Annotated in this window: 14 protein-coding genes; 4 read left to right on the forward strand and 10 right to left on the reverse strand. The window is 64.8% G+C overall.

Features of this window, described 5'->3' with window-relative positions; all coding sequences use genetic code 11:
* Positions 1-3: 3 nt before the first annotated feature.
* The 8 genes from glpK to glpD form a co-directional block, all read right to left on the reverse strand.
* A complete protein-coding gene (gene glpK, locus AC3RCJ_RS19710; protein ID WP_492963942.1) occupies positions 4-1,497 on the reverse strand; it encodes a glycerol kinase GlpK in 1,494 nt (497 codons plus the stop codon).
* 80 nt (positions 1,498-1,577) lie between these two features.
* Positions 1,578-3,305, reverse strand: coding sequence for an ABC transporter substrate-binding protein (locus AC3RCJ_RS19715; protein ID WP_492963944.1), 1,728 nt, complete (start codon positions 3,303-3,305; stop codon positions 1,578-1,580).
* A gap of 106 nt (positions 3,306-3,411) precedes the next feature.
* Positions 3,412-3,687, reverse strand: coding sequence for a DUF2160 domain-containing protein (locus AC3RCJ_RS19720; RefSeq protein WP_492963986.1), 276 nt, complete (start codon positions 3,685-3,687; stop codon positions 3,412-3,414).
* A 28-nt stretch (positions 3,688-3,715) separates the two neighbouring features.
* Entirely contained in the window at positions 3,716-4,522 is an 807-nt protein-coding gene (locus AC3RCJ_RS19725) for a carbohydrate ABC transporter permease (protein ID WP_492963946.1), read from the reverse strand.
* Positions 4,519-5,403, reverse strand: a complete 885-nt coding sequence (locus AC3RCJ_RS19730; RefSeq protein WP_492963948.1) for a carbohydrate ABC transporter permease — start codon at positions 5,401-5,403, stop codon at positions 4,519-4,521. The genes AC3RCJ_RS19725 and AC3RCJ_RS19730 overlap by 4 nt, the downstream gene beginning before the upstream one ends.
* Entirely contained in the window at positions 5,403-6,494 is a 1,092-nt protein-coding gene (locus tag AC3RCJ_RS19735) for an ABC transporter ATP-binding protein (protein WP_492963950.1), read from the reverse strand. The genes AC3RCJ_RS19730 and AC3RCJ_RS19735 overlap by 1 nt, the downstream gene beginning before the upstream one ends.
* 1 nt (position 6,495) lies before the next feature.
* Positions 6,496-7,590 carry an ABC transporter ATP-binding protein gene (locus AC3RCJ_RS19740; protein WP_492963952.1) on the reverse strand — a complete coding sequence of 365 codons (1,095 nt, stop codon included), beginning with the start codon at positions 7,588-7,590 and terminating at the stop codon, positions 6,496-6,498.
* Between the two features lie 81 nt (positions 7,591-7,671).
* Complete coding sequence (glpD, locus tag AC3RCJ_RS19745; RefSeq protein ID WP_492963954.1) at positions 7,672-9,237, reverse strand: glycerol-3-phosphate dehydrogenase; 1,566 nt, start codon at positions 9,235-9,237, stop codon at positions 7,672-7,674.
* Between the two features lie 199 nt (positions 9,238-9,436).
* Between glpD and AC3RCJ_RS19750 the strand changes: the two genes are divergently transcribed.
* The 4 genes from AC3RCJ_RS19750 (at position 9,437) to AC3RCJ_RS19765 (ending at position 13,799) form a co-directional block, all read left to right on the forward strand.
* Positions 9,437-10,198 (forward strand): DeoR/GlpR family DNA-binding transcription regulator, encoded by a 762-nt coding sequence (locus AC3RCJ_RS19750; protein ID WP_492963956.1) that lies wholly within the window; start codon positions 9,437-9,439, stop codon positions 10,196-10,198.
* 377 nt (positions 10,199-10,575) lie between these two features.
* Positions 10,576-11,079, forward strand: coding sequence for a MarR family winged helix-turn-helix transcriptional regulator (locus AC3RCJ_RS19755; RefSeq protein WP_492963959.1), 504 nt, complete (start codon positions 10,576-10,578; stop codon positions 11,077-11,079).
* 202 nt (positions 11,080-11,281) lie between these two features.
* Positions 11,282-12,802, forward strand: a complete 1,521-nt coding sequence (locus AC3RCJ_RS19760; protein ID WP_492963961.1) for a SulP family inorganic anion transporter — start codon at positions 11,282-11,284, stop codon at positions 12,800-12,802.
* A gap of 79 nt (positions 12,803-12,881) precedes the next feature.
* The gene (locus AC3RCJ_RS19765) at positions 12,882-13,799 is read left to right on the forward strand and encodes a pyridoxal-phosphate dependent enzyme (RefSeq protein ID WP_492963963.1); all 918 of its coding nucleotides are present in this window, start codon (positions 12,882-12,884) and stop codon (positions 13,797-13,799) included.
* Positions 13,800-13,802: 3 nt separating this feature from the next.
* On the opposite strand, the gene AC3RCJ_RS19770 is transcribed toward AC3RCJ_RS19765, so the two are convergent.
* Positions 13,803-15,824 carry a diguanylate cyclase domain-containing protein gene (locus AC3RCJ_RS19770; RefSeq protein ID WP_492963965.1) on the reverse strand — a complete coding sequence of 674 codons (2,022 nt, stop codon included), beginning with the start codon at positions 15,822-15,824 and terminating at the stop codon, positions 13,803-13,805.
* Positions 15,821-16,351, reverse strand: coding sequence for an adenylyl-sulfate kinase (gene cysC, locus AC3RCJ_RS19775; protein ID WP_492963967.1), 531 nt, complete (start codon positions 16,349-16,351; stop codon positions 15,821-15,823). Before cysC ends, AC3RCJ_RS19770 begins: the two co-directional genes overlap by 4 nt.
* Positions 16,352-16,353: the final 2 nt, after the last annotated feature.

The raw sequence follows: 16,353 nt of genomic DNA on the forward strand, positions 1-16,353 counted from the left end.
CAGTCACTCGCTCCAGTCGCGCGAGCGCTCCACCGCACGCTGCCACTTGTGCAAGCGCGTCAGCCGTTCGTCGGCTGCCATCTTTGGTTCGAAACGGCGTCCTACCTGCCATTGGGCGGCGATTTCTTCCTGCGAGGTCCAGAAGCCCACGGCCAGGCCCGCCAGGTAGGCGGCGCCCAGGGCCGTCGTTTCCGTCACCACGGGGCGCACCACGGGCACATTGAGTATGTCGGCCTGAAACTGCATCAGCATGTCGTTGCGGGCCGCGCCGCCGTCCACGCGCAATTCACTTAGAGCAATGCCCGCGTCGTCCTGCATGGCCGACAGGACGTCCACGTTCTGGTAGGCCACGCCTTCCAGCGCGGCGCGCGCGATGTGGGCCTTGCCCGTGCCGCGCGTGATGCCGATCAGGGTGCCGCGTGCATACGGGTCCCAGTATGGCGCGCCGAGGCCTGCGAAGGCGGGCACGAAGACCAGGCCGCCCGAATCGGGCACGCTGGTGGCCAGCGCTTCCACTTCGGACGAGTCGCGGATGATGCCGATGCCGTCGCGCATCCATTGCACGGCCGCGCCCGCGATAAAGGCGCTGCCTTCGAGCAGATAATCGGTTTGATTGGCATCAGGGCCCAGGCTCCAGCCCACGGTCGTCAACAGCCGGTTTTTTGAGGGCAAGGGGCGCTTGCCCACGTTCATCAGCATGAAGCAGCCCGTGCCATAGGTATTTTTCGCCATGCCCGGTTTCAAACATGCCTGGCCGAAGGTGGCGGCCTGCTGGTCGCCCGCGATGCCGGCGATGGGCACGGACACGCCCAGCAGGTCAACGTAGGTGTGCGCGGCCACGCCGCTCGATGGCACGACGTCGGGCAGCAGCGAGGCGGGAATGTCGAGCAGCGCCAGCAAATCCGTGTCCCACTGCAAAGTATGAATGTTGAACAGCATGGTGCGCGCCGCGTTGCTCGTGTCCGTCAAATGGGCGCCGCTCATCTTGTAGATCAGCCAGCTGTCGACGGTGCCGAAGGCCAGCTCGCCGCGCTCGGCGCGCGCGCGGGCGCCGGGCACGTTGTCGAGCAGCCATTTGAGCTTGGTGGCGGAAAAATAGGCGTCCAGCACCAAACCGGTCTTGCGCTGGATCACGTCCGCCTTGCCTTGTTCCACCAGTTGCTCGCAGAACGCGGCATTGCGGCGGTCTTGCCAGACGATGGCGTTGGCGACGGGCGCGCCCGTGGCGCGGTCCCACAGCACCGTCGTCTCGCGCTGGTTGGTCACGCCGATGGCGGCCACGTCGGAGGCGGCCACGCCGCTGTCGCGCAGCACTTGCTGCAGCACGCCTTCCTGCGAAGCCCAGATGTCGCCCGCGTCATGCTCGACCCAGCCCGGCTGGGGGAATATCTGGCGAAATTCGCGCTGCGCGCTGGCGTGCGGCCGGCCCGCATGGTCGAACAGGATGGCGCGCGAACTGGTGGTACCCTGGTCTAAAGCAAGTATGTATTTGGTCATGGTCGCTACTACGGCTATACAGTGAAGGGGCACGGACGAAGGTCCGTGCCCCGGGAAAGCGGCGGCGGAAGTCTACACGACTACCTTACCTTGCCTTCCTTCCAAGCCTGCAATAATTTATCGTAGGCAATGGTTTCGCCCTTGGGCTTTTCATTCGCCAGCTTTTTCCATGGGGCGTGCTGGTCCGACAGATACTGGTTCGGGTCGCCTTTCGGATTGAGCTTGGGCGCGCACGCCTTCATGCCGGCCCGCTGCAGGCGCGCCATGACCTGGTCCATTTCCTCGGCCAGGTTATCCATGGCCGCTTGCGGCGTTTTTTCCGCCGTGATGGCCGTGGCGACGTTCTTCCACCACAGCTGGGCCAGCTTCGGATAGTCGGGCACGTTGTTGCCGGTTGGCGTCCACGCCACGCGGGCGGGACTGCGGTAGAACTCGATCAAGCCGCCGTACTCGTTCGCGTGCTTGGTGAAGTAATCGTGGCGGATGTCGGAATCGCGGATGAAGGTCAGGCCGACGATGGATTTCTTCAGCGACACGGTTTTCGACGTGACGAACTGCGCATACAGCCAGGCGGCCGCCTTGCGGTCATCCGGCGTGGACTTGAACAGGAACCACGAGCCGACGTCCTGGTAGCCGTTCTGCATGCCCTCTTTCCAGTACGGGCCGTGCGGCGACGGCGCCATGCGCCATTTCGGCGTGCCGTCCTTGTTGACTACTGGCAAGCCCGGTTTCGTCATGCCGGCCGTAAATGCCGTGTACCAGAAGATTTGCTGCGCCACTTCGCCCTGCGCCGGCACGGGGCCCGCTTCCGAGAAATTCATGCCGTTGGCCTGCGGCGGCGCGTATTTCTTCATCCAGTCGATATATTTCGTCAGCGCAAATACAGCCGCCGGCGAATTCGTGGCGCCGCCGCGCGAAACGGATGCGCCGACCGGCGTGCACTTGTCGGCCGCCACCTTGATGCCCCACTCATCGACGGGCATGCCGTTCGGGATGCCCTTGTCGGCCGCGCCAGCCATCGACAGCCAGGCATCGGTGAAGCGCCAGCCCAGCGACGGATCTTTCTTGCCGTAATCCATGTGGCCGTAGACTTTCTTGCCGTCCAGTTCCTTCACGTCATTGGTGAAGAAGTCGGCGATGTCTTCATAGGCGGACCAGTTCTGCGGCACGCCCAGCTCGTAGCCATACTTGGCCTTGAACTTGGCTTGCAAGTCCTTGCGCGCGAACCAGTCGGCGCGGAACCAGTACAGGTTGGCAAATTGCTGGTCGGGCAGCTGGTACACCTTGCCGTCCGGCGCCGTCGTGAAGCTGATGCCGATGAAATCCTTCAGGTCCAGGCCGGGATTCGTGAATTCCTTGCCCTTGGCGGCCATGTAGTCGGACAGCGGTTCCACGGCGCCATAGCGGTAGTGCGTGCCGATCAGGTCGGAATCGGAAATCCAGCCGTCATAGATGCTCTTGCCCGACTGCATCGACGTCTGCAGCTTTTCCACCACGTCGCCTTCCTGGATGATGTCGTGGCGCACCTTGATGCCCGTGATGTCCTCGAAGGCCTTGGCCAGGGTCTTCGATTCGTAGACGTGGGTGTCGATGGTTTCCGAGACCACGGAAATTTCCTTGATGCCTTTCGCCTTCAGCTTGGCGGCCGCATCAATGAACCACTGCATTTCAGCCAGCTGCTGCTGCTTGCTCAGGCTCGATGGCTGGAATTCCTTGTCGATCCAGGTTTGCGCCTGCTTGGCGTCGGCCAGGGCCGCATTCGACACGAGCATGGCCGCAGCCGCGAAGACCGTGAACTTCAATTTCATCGTGAATCTCCTTTTTAGTTGTCATACGGCCTGCCAAAGGCGGACCGTTTTTTCTTCTACGACGTAACACACCTCACTTGTAGCGCCTGACAGACGTCTGGCGCCCTCACCCCCAACGCATCAATATTAACAACAACACAAAACTGATGGCGGCGCCTATCGGCTGCTGCATTTCCGTGAACCCCGCCCAGGCCAGATTCACGTAGGCGGCAGTAAGCAGGCCGATGAACAGGCGGTCGCCGCGCGTGGTCGGCATGGGCAAAAAGCCCTTGCGTGCTATGCTGGGCGAGCGGATTTGCCACACCGCCATGCCGGCCAGCATCAGGCCTATGCAGATGAAAAAGACGGCCACTTCGGGCGTCCACGCCATCCAGCCGAACAGGCTGGCCGTACTATCGTTTGTTTCCATGTCACACCCTCCCCATCGCAAAACCCTTGGCTATGTAATGCCGCACGAACCAGATCACCAGCGCGCCGGGCACGATGGTGAGCACGCCGGCCGCCGCCAGCACGCCCCAGTCCATGCCGGCCGCCGAGACGGTGCGCGTCATGGTGGCGGCGATGGGCTTGGCATTGACCGAGGTCAAGGTGCGCGCCAGCAGCAGTTCCACCCAGCTGAACATGAAGCAGAAGAAGGCCGTCACGCCCACGCCTGACTTGATCATCGGCAAGAAGATGCGGATGAAGAAGCGCGGGAAGCTGTAGCCATCGATATACGCCGTCTCGTCGATTTCCTTGGGCACGCCGGACATGAAGCCCTCCAAAATCCACACGGCCAGCGGCACGTTGAACACCATGTGCGCCAGCGCCACGGCCAGATGCGTATCCATCAGGCCCACCGTCGAATACAGCTGGAAGAACGGTACGAGGAAGACGGCGGGCGGCGTCATGCGGTTGGTCAGCAGCCAGAAGAACAAATGCTTGTCGCCGACGAAGTTATAGCGCGAAAACGCATACGCTGCCGGCAAGGCGACCGTCACCGACATCACCATGTTCAGCGCCACGTAGATCATGGAATTGATGTAGCCGCTGTACCACGAGGCATCGGTGAAGATGGTACGGTAGTTGGCAAACGTGAGCTGCTGCGGCCACAGGCTCAGCACGCCGACGATTTCCTCGTTGGTCTTGAGCGACATATTGAGCATCCAGTAGATGGGCAACAATGACGCCAGCAAAAAGACCGCGAGGATGGCACTGCTCATTTTCTTGTGCATCATTTCTGGTCTCCCGTACCGACGCGCTGCATCCAGGTGTACAGCACGAAGCAGAACAGCAGGATGATCAGGAAGTAAATCAATGAAAACGCCGAGGCCGGCCCCAGGTCGAACTGGCCCACGGCCTTTTGCGTCAGATACTGCGACAAGAAGGTGGTGGCATTGCCCGGTCCGCCACCGGTCAGCACGAACGGTTCCGTATAGATCATGAAACTGTCCATGAAGCGCAGCAAGACGGCGATCATCAGCACATTGCGCAGTTTCGGCAGCTGGATGTAGCGGAACACGGCCAGGCGCGAGGCGCCGTCGATGCGTGCCGCCTGGTAATACGCGTCGGGAATGGCGCGCAGACCCGCATAGCACAGCAGCACCACCAGCGGCGTCCAGTGCCAGATATCCATCACCATCACCGTCAGCCAGGCGTCGAGCGAGTTGCCGTTGTAGTTATAGTGAATGCCCAGCTGGTTCAGGGTGTAGCCCATCAGGCCGATGTCGCCACGGCCAAAGATTTGCCAGATGGTGCCCACCACGTTCCAGGGGATCAGCAAGGGCAGCGCGATGAGCACCAGCGCCAGCGAGGCCTTCCAGCCATCGGCCGGCATGCACAGGGCGATCAGGATACCGAGCGGAATCTGGATCGCCAGCACGGAGCCGGAAAACAGCAGCTGGCGCAGCAGCGCGCTGTGCAGGTCGCCGTCGAGCATGACCATGCGGAACCACTCCGTACCCACGAACACCTTTTGCGTGGGGCTCAGGATATCCTGCACGGAATAGTTCACCACCGTCATCAGGGGCAGGATGGCGGAAAAGGCCACGCACAGCAACACGGGCGCGATCAATAGCCAGGCGCGGCGGTTGTTATCGGTTTTACCATTATGTATCATCAGGCCACCCGCTTATCGTTGACATAAAACAAGGTGCGTTGCGGCGGAAAACGCAGCCGCACCACCTCACCGACCACCGCGTCGATGGCGCGCAGCTTGGCCGCCACCGTCGCGCCCCCCAGCTGGAATTCCGCCAGGTAGTGCGTGCCCATGTTGCGCACGGCCGTCACCGTGGCGTCCAGGCAATGGTCATTCCCCTCGCCCGCTTTCAGGCATGCGACAAATTCCGGCCGCACGCCCAGCGTGATTTTCCCTTGCGCGCCCGAGAGCGCGGCGCGGGCGGCGGCGGACAAGGCCAGCGGCTGCCCCGCCACCCTCGCCCCGCCATCGTCGAGGGTGCAATCGAGCAAATTCATGCCCGGGTTGCCGATGAAATAGCCGACAAAGGTGTGCTCGGGTTCCTCGAACAGCGCCTGCGCGCTGCCCGTCTGCACCACTTCGCCCTGCGTCATGACGACCACCTGGTCGGCAAAGGTCAAGGCTTCCACCTGGTCGTGCGTGACGTAGATCAGGGACAATTTCAGTTCGTGGTGGATTTCCTTCAACTTTCTGCGCAACAGCCATTTCAAATGCGGATCGATCACCGTCAGCGGTTCGTCGAACAGCACGGCCGCCACGTCGGGGCGCACAAGCCCCCGTCCCAGCGAAATCTTTTGCTTGGCGTCCACGGACAAGCCGCTGGCGCGCAATTTCAGGTCGCCCGTCAATTCCAGCATCTGCGCCACCTGCTGCACGCGCTTGCGCACTTCGGCCTCTTTCCAGCCGCGATTGCGCAGCGGAAACGCCAGGTTGTCGTGCACGGTCATGGTGTCGTAGATGACGGGAAACTGGAACACTTGCGCGATATTGCGTGCTTCCGTGGGCAATTGCGTCACGTCCTTGCCGTCGAACAGCACCTTGCCATGCGACGGTTTGACGAGGCCGGAGATAATATTGAGCAAGGTCGTCTTGCCGCAGCCGGACGGTCCCAGCAAGGCGTAGGCGCCGCCGTCGTGCCATTCCATGCTCATGGGCCGCAGCGCATAGTCGGCGGGAACAGACGGGTTCGGTTTGTAGGCGTGGGCCAGGTCGATCAGTTCGATGCGCGCCATGTCACACTCCTCCTTGCGCAGGAGCAAACAGCAGCCCGCCATCGTCCGCGAAGATCAGCAAGGCATGCGGCTGGCAATACACGGTGCAGGCGCTGCCGATCTCCAGGTTGTGCACGCCGCCGAGCTGGGCCACCAGGGCCAGCTCGCCGCGGCGCGCATGCACATAGGTTTCCGAGCCGCTGATTTCGGCCAGGTCCACCGTCGCTGCGATGGCCACGTCGCCCTCGGACTGCGGAGACAGATGCAGGCTGTGCGCGCGCACGCCGAGGATCACCTCGCGCCGCTCGCCGAGGCGGGCGCGCTGCGCGCCGCTCAGGTGGATGGCCAGGCCGTCCGCCGCCTGCGCCACGCCCTGCGCATCGACGCGCGCGGGAATCAGGTTGATCGGCGGGTCGCTGAAGGTGCGCGCCACGTCGATGGAATGGGGGGCGTTGAAGACGTCCAGCGTCGGTCCCTGCTGCAGCAAGCGTCCCTCGTGCAGCACGGCCACGTGGCCGCCCAGCTGCAGCGCTTCCAGCGGTTCCGTGGTCGCATACACGACCGTCGTGCTGCCGCTGGAAAACAGTTCCGTCAATTCGCGGCGCAATTCCTCGCGCAATTTGTAGTCGAGGTTGACCAGGGGCTCGTCGAGCAGCAGCAGCGAGGCATCCTTGATCAGCGCGCGCCCCAGCGCCGTGCGCTGCTGCTGCCCGCCGGACAATTCGCCGGGCGTGCGCTGCAGGTAGGGCGTGATGTGCAGGCGCTCGGCCAGCGCCAGCACTTTCGTGCGGATCTGCTCCTCGGGCTCCTTGCGCAAGCGCAAGGGCGAGGCGATATTGTCGTAGACGGTGAAGGCCGGATAGTTGATGAATTGCTGGTACACCATGGCCAGGTTGCGTTTGCTGACGGGCACGCCCGTCACGTCGACGCCGTCGGCCAGGACCTTGCCGCCGCTAGGCTTGTCCAGGCCGGCCATCACGCGCATCAAGGTCGTCTTGCCGGCACGCGTGGTGCCGAGCAAGACATTGATGGCGCCCGGCACCAGCGCCAGCGACATCGGATATAAATACGTGTCAGCGCCCTGCTTCTTGCTGATATCTTCCAATACAAGTTGCACGTGTTTCTCCTCCAGTGAATATTCTGATGCTTTTCGCCGCGCCCTCTGACGGGGCACGGTCGTCGTCCTGCTACCGCATCGCTACGCCAGCGGATGCCGCGCCAGCCACGCGTCGAGCGTGCCCGCCGTCTCGCGCGGCAGGTGCAGGCCCAGCTTGGAGCGCCGCCACAGGATGTCGGCCGCGCTGACGGCCCATTCATGGCGCCGCAAATAATCGACTTCCGCCGCGTACAGGCCGGCGCCGAGTTCCTCGCCCATGGCCGCCACATCCGTCCGCCCGTCGAGCAGCACGTGGATGCGGGTGCCGTAGGCGCGCGCATAGCGCGCCACCAGCGCCGCCGGCAGCCACGCGTACTGCCGCTGCAAGCCCTGCACGAACTGGCCGAAGTCGCGTACGGAACGGTTTTGCGGCACCGCGCCGTGCAGGTCGCCGCCGGGCAGGCAGGCATGTTCCGTCCAGGCGCCGCGCGCCCTGCCCGGCCCGCGCGCCAGCAGCGGTTCCAGCAGATCCAGCGCTTCCTCGGCCAGCTTGCGGAAGGTGGTGATCTTGCCGCCGAAAATACTCAGCAGCGGCGCGCCGTCCTGGTCCAGTTCGAAGCGGTAATCGCGCGTGACGGCCTTGGCATCGGCCGCCGCGTCTTCGACCAGCGGACGCACGCCCGCATACGTCCACACGACATCGTCTGGCACGATGGGCTTGCTGAAATAGTAACTTGAAAGTTCACACAAGTAACGAATTTCCTCGTCATCGATTTCCACCTTGCCGCTGTCGCCGTGATAGTCGAGGTCGGTCGTGCCGATCAGGGTAAAGTCTTGCTCATACGGAATGGCAAACACGATGCGGCCGTCCGGATGCTGGAAGATATACGCATGATCATGCTCGAACAGGCGCTTGACGACGATATGGCTGCCCTTGATCAGGCGCAAATGTCGGCCCTGTCCGCCAGGCGCCGCCTGCTGCAGGAATTCGGCCGTCCACGGTCCCGCCGCATTGACGACGGCGCGCGCGCGCAGCGACAGTGCGCGGCCATCGCTGTGCCGCAGGGTCGCCAGCCAGCCGTCAGCGTCGCGCGCCAGGGCCGCGCAGCGCGTGCGCGTGAGGATGGCCGCGCCCTTTTCCGCCGCATCCATGGCATTGAGCACCACCAGGCGCGCATCGTCGACCCAGCCGTCGGAATACACGAAGCCGCGCTTGAACTCGGGTTTTAACGGTGCTCCGGCCGCATGGCGCGTCAGGTCGATGCCGTGCGAGGCGGGCAGGATTTCGCGCTTCGCCAGCATGTCGTAGAGGAACAGGCCGGCGCGTATCAGCCAGGCCGGGCGCTGGCCCTGCGCATGCGGCATGACAAAGCGCAGCGGCCACATGATGTGGGGCGCCGAGCGCAGCAGCACTTCGCGCTCGATCAGCGCCTTGCGCACGAGGCCGAATTCATAGTATTCGAGGTAGCGCAGGCCGCCGTGTATCAGCTTGGTCGACGCCGACGAGGTATGCGCGGCCAGGTCGTCCTGTTCGCACAGCAGCACGGACAGGCCCCGCCCCGCCGCGTCGCGCGCGATGCCGGCGCCGTTGATGCCGCCGCCGACGACCAGCAGGTCGCACTCCATCGCTGCTGTCGCTGCTTTCACATCCTGCTGTGCTGCGGCCATCGGAACTCCATCGTTATCCAGCGCGGCTCGCCAGGAAAGACTAGGCACTGCCGGCGACTGTCGTTAAGATCACTAATCACTATTGAGTGATACGTATGCAATATGAATAAGATTACGCCAGAATACGAACCCATAGCAACATATTTTAATAACTATTTGTTCGTTTTTGTTCGTTTGTGACTTTTAAAGAGACAAGCCCATGATTTTGAATCCCCGCCAGCGCCGCCTGCTCGACGCGGTGCGCCAGCAGCTCACCATGTCGGTCGAGGAACTGGCCCAGCAACTGGGCGTGACGCCGCAAACCGTGCGGCGCGACGTCAAGCAGATGGAAGAGGCGCGCCTGCTGGCCCGCTACCACGGCGGCGTGGGCTTGCCCTCGTCCGTGGAAAACATCGATTACAGCCAGCGCCAGGTCTTCAACAGCGAGGCCAAGCGGCGCATCGCCGCCGCCGTCGCCGCGCAGGTGCCGCATGGCTGTTCGCTGCTGATCAATATCGGCACCACCACCGAGGAAGTGGCGCGCGCGCTGGGCCAGCACGCGGGCTTGCATGTGGTGACGAACAACCTGAACGTGGCGGCCATCCTGGCCGACAATGCCGCCTGCGAAGTCATCGTGGCCGGCGGCGTGGTGCGCGGGCGCGACCGCGGCATCGTGGGCGAAGCCACGATCGACTTCATCCGCCAGTTCAAGGTCGACATCGGCATCATCGGCATTTCCAGCATCGACGAGGACGGTAGCCTGCGCGACTTCGATGCGCGCGAAGTGAAAGTGGCGCAAGCGATCATCGAACAGTCGCGCGAAGTGTGGCTGGTGGCCGACCAGCACAAGTTCGGCCGCAAGGCCCTGGTGCGCCTGGCCGACCTGGCCCAGGTCGACATGCTGTTTACGGATGCGCCACCCCCGCCCCGCTTCGCCCAGGTGCTGCGCGAGGCCGGCGTGAAAGTCGTCGTGGCCGACTGAAGGCGGCGCGCCATGGCCCGGGCGGAGCCGGCTGCGCGACCGGAGCGGCAGGCTGTCGCGCCGAGCAGACGCTTGTGTGGCCGGCCGCACCTTGCCTCTTGAAATATTTATCAATACGGCAAAAATGATGTTACCATTGATGCAACATGCGTTATTTTTTTAATCTTCCTCTCCGGCAAGACGATTATTCGCTTGATATTGCTTTTTTACATATCGAAAGCAAGGAAATAAAGAAAACTCATAACAGGTAAATAATTTCCGGTGAAATCAGTGTTAGAAATGCCTCAAGCAAGACGATAGTTCCCAAACAAACCCACTCGACAGCAAGCGCGAAGGCCATAACCATGCCGGCTGCGCCGCCCAGTGAAGGAAAAGAAATGAGCCATAATTTTGAAGCGGCCGCTATGCCGCCAGTGTCCCGTCCCAATACTCCCCGCGTCAGCGAGCTGGAGGCGCATCTTGGCTACTGGCTGCGCTTCGTCTCCAACCACGTCTCCCACAGCTTCCAGAAAAAGGCCGAGGCGAATGGCGTGACGGTGTCCGAATGGGTGGTGCTGCGCGAAATGTTCCGCCTCGGCTGCACCTCGCCCACGGTGCTGGCGCAAGTGGCCGGCATGAGCAAGGGCGCCGTCTCGAAACTGATCGACCGCCTGGAAAGCAAGGGCATGGTCAGCAAATCGATCCTGCTGGCCGACCGCCGCCAGCATTCGATCGAGCTGACGACGGAAGGCGAAGCGCTGGTGCCCGTGCTGGCCGAGATGGCCGACCAGAACGACGAGGAGTTCTTTGGCAAGCTGCCCCGGCAGCTGCGCGAAGACCTGCTCGAAGCGATGAAGGAAGTGGCGCGCACGCATCAGCTAAAAAGCGCGCCCCTCAATTAACTGCGCCGCCCTGCGCCACAGGCGAGTCCGGCCCGTGATCGGCCCCGCTTGCCTGTGTAATAATATGGCCTGCCGCTCACTCGCACAGCCCATACCGATGTAGTTCCCCCTCGTCCCGCCATACTCCGTTCCCGGCGCCGCCTTCGGCCAGCGCCCGTATTCCTGCGCGCACGCGCTGCGCCGCATTTGTCATTGGAAGTCCATGTCCACACTCAGCCCGGCCGACATCAAGGTCAATGTCCTGAGCGGCGCCACTGTCGCCCTCGCCCTCGTACCGGAAGCGATCGCTTTCGCCCTGCTGGCCCATGTCAGCGCCCTCACCGGCCTGTATGCGGCCTTCTTCATGTGCCTGATCACGGCCGCGCTGGGCGGCCGGCCCGGCATGATTTCCGGCGCCACGGGCGCGCTGGCCGTGGTGATGGTCAGCCTCGTCGTCAGCCACGGCGCCGAGTACCTGTTCGCCACCGTCGTGCTGATGGGTCTGCTGCAAATGCTGTTTGCCGCCTGCCGCCTGGGCAAGCTGATACGCATGGTGCCCCACCCCGTCATGCTGGGCTTCGTCAACGGCCTGGCCATCGTCGTCTTCATGGCGCAGTTCGGCCACTTCAAGACGCCGGATGCCAGCGGCACGCTCGCCTGGATCAGCGGCGCCCCGCTCTACCTGATGCTGGCCCTGGTGGCCGTGACCGTGCTGGTCATCTATCTGCTGCCGCGCCTGACCACCGTCATCCCGTCCTCGCTGGCGGCCATCCTGCTGGTGGCCGGCCTGGTCTGGGCCTGCGGGCTGGAAACGAAGACCGTCGGCGACCTGGGTTCCATCGCGGGCGGCCTGCCGCGCTTCCACGTCCCGCAGGTGCCGCTGACGCTCGAGACGCTGGCCATTATCGGCCCGTACGCGCTGGTTCTCGCCACCATCGGCTTGCTGGAGACGCTGCTGACCCTCAACCTGATCGACACCCTCACCGACACGCGCGGCAAGCCGAACCGCGAAAGCCTGGCGCAAGGGCTCGCCAACATCGTCAGCGGCTTCTTCGCCTCGATGGGCGGCTGCGCCATGATAGGCCAGAGCATGATCAATATCGGCAACGGCGCCCGTTCGCGCCTGTCGGGCATCGTGGCCGGCGTGCTGCTGCTGGGCTTTATCCTGTTCCTCTCACCGTGGATCGAGAAAATTCCGCTGGCCGCGCTGGTGGGCCTGATGTTTGTCGTCTGCGCCAGGACCTTCGCCTGGGGCAGCCTGCAAACCCTGCGCAAGATCCCGCGCGCCGACGCCATCACCGTGGTCGGCGTGACCGTCATCACGGTGCTGACGGACCTGGCGGTGGCGGTGCTGGCCGGCGTGGTGTTTGCCGCCCTCGTCTTCGCCTGGCAGCATGCCAGGCAGATCGCCGCGCGCACCGGCACCGATGAACGTGGCCGGAAGGTGTACCTGCTGGAAGGCTCGCTGTTCTTCGCCTCGACGGCCAATTTCACGGCCCTGTTCACGCCGAAGGAAGATCCGCAGCACGTGGTGATCGATTTCGCGGGCGCGCGCGTGGTCGACCATTCCGCCATCGAGGCGATCGACGCGCTGGCGCAGCGCTACCAGCAGGCGGGCAAGACGCTGCAGCTGCGCCACCTGAGCCCCGATTGCCTGGCGATCCTGGACAAGGCGCGTCCCATGGTGGAAGTCAACGACCTGGAAGACCCGCACTACCGCGTGGCCGACAACCGCCTCGATTGAGCGGCACGCCGGCAAGCGTGGTGCCTGGGCGCCTGCGCTTCGGCTATGATGCTGGCCTGACTGACGACCTGGAAAACGCATGGCCCTGCATATCGAAACCCCCTTACTGAATTCGCGCGCGCTGAGCCTGCACAGCGAACGCGCCGTCTGGCTCAAGCTGGAAGCCTTGCAGCCGCCCGGCTCCTTCAAGATCCGCGGCATCGGCCTGGCGTGCGAAGAATATGCGCGGCGCGGCGCCCGCCGCTTCATCTCGTCTTCGGGCGGCAACGCGGGCATCGCGGTGGCGTACGCGGGCCGCCAGCTGGGCATTCCCGTCGTCGTCGTCGTGCCGGAAACGACCAGCGAACGGGCCAGGGCCCTGATCGTGCAGGAAGGCGCCGAGGTCATCGTGCACGGCGCCGCCTGGCAGGAAGCGAACGCGCTGGCGCAAGCCATGCTCACGCCGCAGGACGCCTTTTTGCATCCGTTCGACGACCCGCTGCTGTGGCAGGGCCATGCCGGCATGATCGACGAAGTGGCGCGCGCCGGCGTCAAGCCCGATGCCGTGGTGCTGTCGGTGGGCGGCGGCGGCTTGCTGGCCGGCGTGGCCGAAGGCCTGCAGCGCAACGGCTGGGACGACGTGGCCCTGGTGGCCGTGGAAACCGAGGGCGCGGCCTCGCTGGCGGCAGCCGTGGCCGCGCGCGAACACGTGGCCCTGCCGGCCGTGAGCAGCATCGCCACCTCGCTGGCGGCGCGCCAGGTATGCGCGCAGGCCTTTGCCGTCAGCCAGGCGCGCCTGCTCCACAGCGTGGTCGTTTCCGACCGCCAGGCCGTGGCGGCCTGCCAGCGCTTCATCGACGACCATCGCCTGGTGGTCGAGCCGGCCTGCGGCGCGGCGCTGGCCGCCGTCTACGGGCAGGTGCCGCAACTGGCCCCGTATGCCAGCGTGCTGGTGATCGTCTGCGGCGGCGTGACGGCCACCACGCGGCAGCTCGACCACTGGAGCGCCACCCTGTAGTGGCTAAGGCGCCGCCTCGCGCAGCGCCACGCTGTCGCGGCCCTGGCCCTTGGCCTGGTACAGGGCCTGGTCGGCCAGGTCCAGCAGCTGGGCCGGCGCCAGCGCGCCCTCGCGGAAGATGGCGATGCCGATGCTGGTCGTGACCGCCAGCGGGCCGCCGGCCAGCGCGAACGGCTGGCGGATGGCATCGAGGATCTTGTTGCCGATCTGGCGCACTTCGGCCGCGCTTTTCACGCCATCGAAGACGATGACGAATTCATCGCCGGCCAGACGCGCCACCAGGTCGCTGGCTCGCACGCTGCGCGCCAGGCGCGCGGCGAACTCCCTGAGCACCGCGTCGCCCGCATTGTGCCCCAGGCTGTCGTTGATGGCCTTGAAGCGGTCGATGTCGAGATAGGCCAGCGCCATCGGCGCGCGCGTGGCGCGCGTGCGCTGCATGCTCAAGTCCAGCTGCTCGTCGAAGCGGCGCCGGTTGGCGATGCCCGTCAGCGTGTCGGTGGCGGCGGCCGACTGCAACGCCGTATGCACGGCCTTGACCTTGGTGATTTCGTGGATCAGGCCATACACGCCCTCCACCGCGCCGCGCTCGCCCACGTCGGGCACGTAGGTGGTGTGGAAGGTGCGCTCCCCCGTCTCGCCGACGCCGGCGGCGGCACCGGCATCGACAGTGAATTCGTACTCGACCTCCTCGCCCTGGAAGGCCCGCCGCAGGTACTGCTCGCGCAGTTGATAGGCTTCCTCGCCCAGCACCTCGCGCATGGAATGCATCAGGCTCTCCCTGGCCGGGACGCCGAACCAGCGCTCAAAGGTGGCATTGATGAACTGGTAGCGGTGCTCGCGGTCGATGTAGACGATCACCACGGGCACGTGGTCGGTCAGCAGCTTCAGGCGCCGCTCGCTGTCGCGCGTCTGCGCCTCGGCGATTTCGCGCTCGGCCACCAGCGAGTAGAAATCGCGGCTCAAGTCGCCGATCTCGTCGCGCCGCTCGATCTGCAGCGCTTCGATGCCCAGCCGCTGGCGGCGGATTTCATGCACATGGTGGCGCAGGCGCGCCAAAGGCTGCAACAGGCGCAGCACCACGCGCCAGCCGGCCAGCCCTGCCAGGGCCGCCAGCAGCACGGCGGCCAGCAATATCTTGCTGCGGATCGCATGCAGCGGCGCGAACGCGTCGCGCATGGGATACACGGACGCCAGTATCCAGCCGGTGGCGGCGATGCGGTGGTAGGCAAACAGGGCATCGACGCCGCCCGTGGTGGTGCCCGTCAGCCAGCCCTCGAAGCCCTGCATGGCGCGCCGCGTCGGTTCGCTGATGCGGCCATGCGCTTCGATATGCTGCATGATGCGCGACTTGTCGGGATGCTCGACGATGACGCCTTCATTCGTCATGATGTACAGGTAGCCGCCCGGACCCGGCTTGAGGGCGCCCAGGCGGCCCAGGAAATCGGGCTGGCGCAGGTTGACGCTGGCCGCCAGCACATAACGCACGGCGCCCTGCGCGTCGAACACGGGCTGCGTCACCACCACGATGGGCATGCCGGAAATGCTGCCGTTGAGCGGCGCCGAGATCACCGAACGCCGGGTCGCCAGCGTCTGTTCGAAGTAAGGGCGGCCCTTCAGGTTCAGTCCCGCCTGCGGCTTGAAGGGACTCACGCTGGCCAGCACCGTCCCGTCGATGCCGACCACGCCGGCCGTGTAGAACTCCCTGCCCAGCACCGTCTGCGCGGCCAGGAAGCGCTGCAGGCTGGCGCCGTCGTGCGCGCCGCCGGCGGCGGCCAGGCTGTCGGCCATCGCGCGCAGCACATTGCGCCTGGCATTCAATTCTTCATCGATAAAGACGGCGGCGCTCGACAGCGACACGTGCTGCTGCCGTCCCGTCACGTCGCGCATGCCGCGCTCGGCCACGGCCAAGGTGGCCAGCGCCAGCAGGGCCACGGCACACAGCACCAGCAGGAAGACGACCACGCTCATGCGCGCCTTCAGGCTGGCGGGAAAGCGCCGGCGCAATCGTTTGCGCCAGGTCGTCACGGCCGCTGCCGCAGGTGCAGGCAAATGCGCTCGACCGACTCGTCCAGCGCCAAGGTGCCCGTATCCAGGGTCAGCGCGGCCGCCAGCGGTGCCTCGTAAGGCGCGGAAATGCCCGTAAATTGCGCGATCTGCCCGGCGCGCGCCTTTTCATACAGGCCCTTGGGATCGCGCGCCTCGCACACGGCCAGCGGCGTGCTGACGTGGACTTCGACGAAATGCGCTGCGCCGATGATGGCGGCGGCCATGGCGCGGTCGGCGCGGTAGGGAGAGATGAAGGCAGCCACGACGAGCAGGCCCGCCTCGTTCATCAGGCGCGCCACTTCCGCCACGCGGCGGATGTTTTCATGCCGGTCCGCGGGCGTAAACCCCAGGTCGCGGTTCAGGCCATGGCGCAGCTGGTCGCCGTCGAGCACCGCCACGGCGCGGCCCTGGGCCTTGAGCTGGCGCGCCAGCGCGTCGGCGATGCTGGACTTGCCGGCGCCGCTCAAGCCCGTCAGCCAGACCGTGGGGTGTTGTGCTGCTGTCATCG

The sequence above is a fragment of the Janthinobacterium sp. GW822-FHT07H11 genome (assembly GCF_058798615.1).

Bases quoted from the DNA above. Each gene is read 5' to 3' on its own strand.
- glpD (WP_492963954.1), bottom strand. From the start codon at position 9,237: ATGGCCGCAGCACAGCAGGATGTGAAAGCAGCGACAGCAGCGATGGAG.
- AC3RCJ_RS19730 (WP_492963948.1), bottom strand. From the start codon at position 5,403: ATGATACATAATGGTAAAACCGATAACAACCGCCGCGCCTGGCTATTG.
- AC3RCJ_RS19765 (WP_492963963.1), top strand. From the start codon at position 12,882: ATGGCCCTGCATATCGAAACCCCCTTACTGAATTCGCGCGCGCTGAGC.
- AC3RCJ_RS19755 (WP_492963959.1), top strand. From the start codon at position 10,576: ATGAGCCATAATTTTGAAGCGGCCGCTATGCCGCCAGTGTCCCGTCCC.
- AC3RCJ_RS19715 (WP_492963944.1), bottom strand. From the start codon at position 3,305: ATGAAATTGAAGTTCACGGTCTTCGCGGCTGCGGCCATGCTCGTGTCG.
- glpK (WP_492963942.1), bottom strand. From the start codon at position 1,497: ATGACCAAATACATACTTGCTTTAGACCAGGGTACCACCAGTTCGCGC.
- AC3RCJ_RS19750 (WP_492963956.1), top strand. From the start codon at position 9,437: ATGATTTTGAATCCCCGCCAGCGCCGCCTGCTCGACGCGGTGCGCCAG.
- AC3RCJ_RS19760 (WP_492963961.1), top strand. From the start codon at position 11,282: ATGTCCACACTCAGCCCGGCCGACATCAAGGTCAATGTCCTGAGCGGC.
- cysC (WP_492963967.1), bottom strand. From the start codon at position 16,351: ATGACAGCAGCACAACACCCCACGGTCTGGCTGACGGGCTTGAGCGGC.
- AC3RCJ_RS19735 (WP_492963950.1), bottom strand. From the start codon at position 6,494: ATGGCGCGCATCGAACTGATCGACCTGGCCCACGCCTACAAACCGAAC.
- AC3RCJ_RS19725 (WP_492963946.1), bottom strand. From the start codon at position 4,522: ATGATGCACAAGAAAATGAGCAGTGCCATCCTCGCGGTCTTTTTGCTG.